The organism is bacterium (genome assembly GCA_022616075.1).
Taxonomy (GTDB): domain Bacteria; phylum Acidobacteriota; class HRBIN11; order JAKEFK01; family JAKEFK01; genus JAKEFK01.
The window spans coordinates 1-4178 of record JAKEFK010000356.1 but is presented as its reverse complement, the minus strand read 5'-3'; the positions used below and the strand labels follow the sequence as shown (position 1 = coordinate 4178).

General features: G+C 48.6%; 4 protein-coding genes. 1 reads left to right on the top strand and 3 read right to left on the bottom strand.

Annotated elements, in window-relative coordinates; all coding sequences use genetic code 11:
• The 3 genes from L0156_27290 to L0156_27280 form a co-directional block, all read right to left on the bottom strand.
• Positions 1–803 (bottom strand): hypothetical protein (locus L0156_27290; GenBank protein ID MCI0606707.1); only part of this gene is annotated, 803 nt, incomplete at its 3' end.
• 47 nt (positions 804–850) lie between these two features.
• Positions 851–1378 carry a hypothetical protein gene (locus tag L0156_27285; GenBank protein MCI0606706.1) on the bottom strand — a complete coding sequence of 176 codons (528 nt, stop codon included), beginning with the start codon at positions 1376–1378 and terminating at the stop codon, positions 851–853.
• A 74-nt stretch (positions 1379–1452) separates the two neighbouring features.
• Complete coding sequence (locus L0156_27280) at positions 1453–3066, bottom strand: peptidoglycan-binding protein (GenBank protein ID MCI0606705.1); 1614 nt, start codon at positions 3064–3066, stop codon at positions 1453–1455.
• A 155-nt stretch (positions 3067–3221) separates the two neighbouring features.
• Between L0156_27280 and L0156_27275 the strand changes: the two genes are divergently transcribed.
• Positions 3222–4178: hypothetical protein (locus L0156_27275; protein ID MCI0606704.1), on the top strand; the 957-nt coding region annotated here is incomplete at its 3' end.

Here is a 4178-nt window from a genome sequence, read left to right as displayed (position 1 = left end):
TAGTGATCTGCAAAAATCTGGCGGGATGCAATCACGTAGCCATTGAAATCAGAGTGAGACCACTTGAACATGCTGACATGCGTGAGGTTCGTCACTGGTTTAAAACCGAATTTTTCACGTGACCAGTAAATGAAGTTCTCTGTTTCTGCCGGTTGTTTTTCCGGATACTCTTTGAGGTACTCAAAAAAGTCGGGAGCCAACGTCTTGAGGTGGGACGACTGTTCCAGGATGCTTTCAAACTCCTTTTGCGCCGCCACCGGTTGCTTTGATCCTTCATAATTCAGAACCGCTTTGTTGCCGCGAGAAGAATAGTCCTTTGCGTAATCTGCCAGCAGAGCACGAAACAACTCGATCCTCTTCCGTTTGTTTTTCTCACGGCTCAGTTGCTCGATCCATGCGCCCGGCAACTTGAATTCACAGTGTTGAACGCGGCAATTGCCTAACCCGACCAACTCCTCGTTTTCGAGAGTCAGGGTTTTGAGTTCATCCGGATCAAAGGTGACAAACTTGTCGAGACCTAGAATTTCTTTGCCTTTTTTGAATGTTTTGATGTCGCGCGCTGCATCCACCGTTGCGATAGCCGGAACATCCAGCATCATAACTCCCATCACCGCGATGTCCCGTTTGTCGTTGGTCTCCAGCTTTTTCTCAACGATGTCTCCTTTTAACATCCGGCTGATCTCCTTTGGTGTCAGCGAAAACTGTTTCAACAGTTTTATCGGCGCTTCTTCACCTTCGGATGAAAGGGCAAATGCAAATATAAGCAGGACGGCAACTTTGACTTCCCACCTGTGCACAATCACTTTAACGGACCTGCTTTTACGCGGGCTCGTAGTAGCGACTTGAGTCGCTACTCTTCCTTGCGGATCGAGTTTCTCTCTACAGTGAAAGTCCCATCCGGGTTCTTGGTTGCTTTCACTGTGTAGACAGCAAATGATTCCGGTTCGAGTAAGTAGTACGTAACGATTTTGTTTCCACCTTCATTGCCCAATGCTGGTGGCGCAAATTCTTTTTGGGCAGCTTGAATTTTGCGCGTTGCTCCCGGGTTTTGTTTGGCATCCTGAAGAACCAGTCCGGATCCGAGATCCTGGTGAAAACGGGTAATGATCTCCGCCCACCACCCTGCGCCTGCATCGGCGCCGCAAGCATCTATGATCTTCGAAGCGGCTTTCTCATCTGCAAGACTAATGATTGTGTCTCCCTTCAAGACAGCGTAGTTCAATTCATACGAAAGTGGTCGTACTTTGTGTCCCGCGGTATAGAAGGAACAGGAACCATGCCGCAATTCGTCGACTTCATCAACGCGAACTTCATTCATTTTCCAGCCTTCATCAGCATGCACTGTTTTTATGATCTTATCTTCAATCGTCTTATCCATTTTCTTTTCCTCCACCGCCGCGGTGCTGCAATGAAACGCGAGGAGCGCGAGGAGCAGCACCGTTCGCATTGGCGTTAATGATTGTCGATGTTGCCGCTTGGCACCGGGGCCGGATCTCCCGGCTTTGCCCATGTGCTCGGGTCGGAGGCAATCACCGTACTCCAGTTGCTCGCATCAACCGTTTGACCGCTCATTTTGCTCAACATGTCATAGAATTTGGTGGCTTCAGCCGGATCTTTCAACGCTTCCTTGGCGTATTTGCCATAGAAGCTTTTCGGATTCAACTGCCAGGAAATGCGTTGCTCCATCGCTTCCTGATTCGTTGGCACACGCCCGTGTTCTGCCTTAAACCCGACGTACCACGCGCGATATTCGGCTTCGAAATACTTGAAATTGCTTTCTACCTGGTCGCCGTTCAAAAGGTGATTGACTTCGTGAGGCGTCGTAGACAGCACAAGATGTCTCGTTTGTTCATTTTCAACCATCTTCTTGTTGTCGGCCTTCATAATGCCACGGTTCAGATACAGCGTTTTATCATCCGCTTCACCGAACGTGGTTGATCCTGATTTTTTCGCGTAGTTCTTCCATTCAAGCTTGTAGTCCGAACCGGCGCCAAGGAATTTGTTCAGGGTATTGTCTACAATCGCGCGGTCCCCACCATCGTATTGCGAGAGATACGCAACCATTTTCAACGAACGCTGTTTGTCGCCAAGAGTCTGCGAAGTGAACCAGTCCTTTTGCAACATCCGGTCGATATTGGCGACCGAACGGTGATCCGGATAATTCTTCACCTGGCTCAGGACTGCCGCTTGCTCCGTATTATTCAGAGCTTGAAACTTCGGATCATCCACGAGAGTTTTCACGTTCTTCGCGTATTCCGGATTTGCCTTTGCCGCTTTGAGACCATCCGTGACAAGTGCCTTCTCGGTATCGGAAAGCTTCTTGAATCCTGCCGAGTCAATGAGCCCCATTGTGGCTTTCAATTTGGTATCTGTCATCGGCGGATTGGTGCCCAGCGCATCCATCACTGCCGTCTTGACTGCAGGAGTCGCTCCTTTAAATTCCGGGCTGCCGGCCAGTTTCGTGATGTCCGGAGAAGTTGCGAAATTGCGAAGCTGACGGAGCTTTGTCGCATCCTGTCCGTTCTCTTTCATCGCGGCACGCGCATGATCTTTTACATCCTTATCCAGCTTTTTGAAATTCGGATCGTTTTCAAGCAACATGCGATTCTGAGTTGCATTCCCTGCTTTCCCATCCGCGTATAAACCGTTTGCCTTCTGAAATTCCTGCACGGCCTTCTCCGTGTTCGCACCGTAGAGTCCGTCTTCTTTGATCGGCTTCTTTCCATTTTCAGTGCGCCATTGATTCACCTGTTTTTGCAGGTCTGAAACCTCGCTCTTAGGCTCCTTCTGTGCATCATTGCGTTTCAGGACATCTCCTGTAGGAAGACTGCTGCCTGTGATGAACTGTTGGGCCTTCAATAATGCAGCGCGCGCAATTCCGGCTAACTCAAACTCAGCTACTTTTCCTTTTGATTTTTCCTGAGTAGCACCGGCGCCCTTGCTATGATCGTCCGCTGGTTTTGGAGCAGGCGCTTTTGCTTCGGCTTCTTTGGTAGTACCAACAGATTCTGTTGATTGGACTTGCGGTGGCACTGAAGGAGGATTACTTCCAATTCTGTTAGACATGTTTACCTCCCAGGTAAGGATTTGATTTTATCACAGCGAAAAGGAATCGTTGTTCACACATGCAAATGAGTTATCGGTAAGTTGCGTGAAGTTGTTGCTACTACCAGTACGGTATCAAAAGTCATAAACTTCTTTGGGTAAGGAAGGAAATGCGGATGAAAAATAAAATGTACCGAGAGCATAAGAGCAGACTCAAACTGTTCCCCATATTGCTGATCATCGTCATCTTTTTCGTTATTGTGTGTGTCGTTATGAGCTGGAAACGCTGGGAAGGGGAATCTCCCTCTGTTCGATTGAACCGCGAATTCAAGGCTCTGGGCCGGAACCCATCACTGTCCCTGGTTGTGCAGGATTCCCGGAGCGGACTCAAAGAAATTTCTGTGACATTGAAACAAAAGGACCAGGTTGTTTCTCTGGTTGAGGCACGCTATCCGGGGCCCACAATCTTAAGCTTCTGGGAATCGGGGGATCGAGAAGAAAAGAATTTCGACTTGGGAAAATTGATCGCTGAAAGATGGAAGGTTCAGGAAGGGCCTGCCACACTGGAAATTTCAGCGGTGGACCATTCTTTGCGAAGTTTCTTTCGTGGAAACCGCGCGAATTTGCAGCGTGAATTCGTCTTCGACCTTCATCCACCGCGACTGGAGGTACTCACCGGCCAACATTACATCAATCAAGGTGGGTCGGAGTGTGTTGTTTACCGCGTATCACCGGATGCCGAAGTGTTCGGAGTTCAGGCTGGACCATATTTCTTCCCTGGTTACCCGGTTGCCGGCGGAGACAAAAATCTGAAATTCTCCCTTTTTGCTTTCGCATACAATGTCGATCCAAAAAGCTCACTCAAGATTGTTGCGCGAGACGGTGCCGGCAATCAGGCCGTGGCCGGATTCTGGTATAAGTTGTTTCCAAAAAAATTCCGCAGTAGCGAAATCAACATCGAAGACAGTTTTCTTCAGAAGGTGGTTCCTGAAATTCTATCGCGCAGCACGGAAGTGCAGGATCAGGGGGATTTATTGAAAAATTTTCTTGAGATTAACAACAAGCTCAGAAAGCTGAACCACGCCACAATAACGAAACTTTCTCAAAAATCGGCGCAACGATTTTTGTGGAAT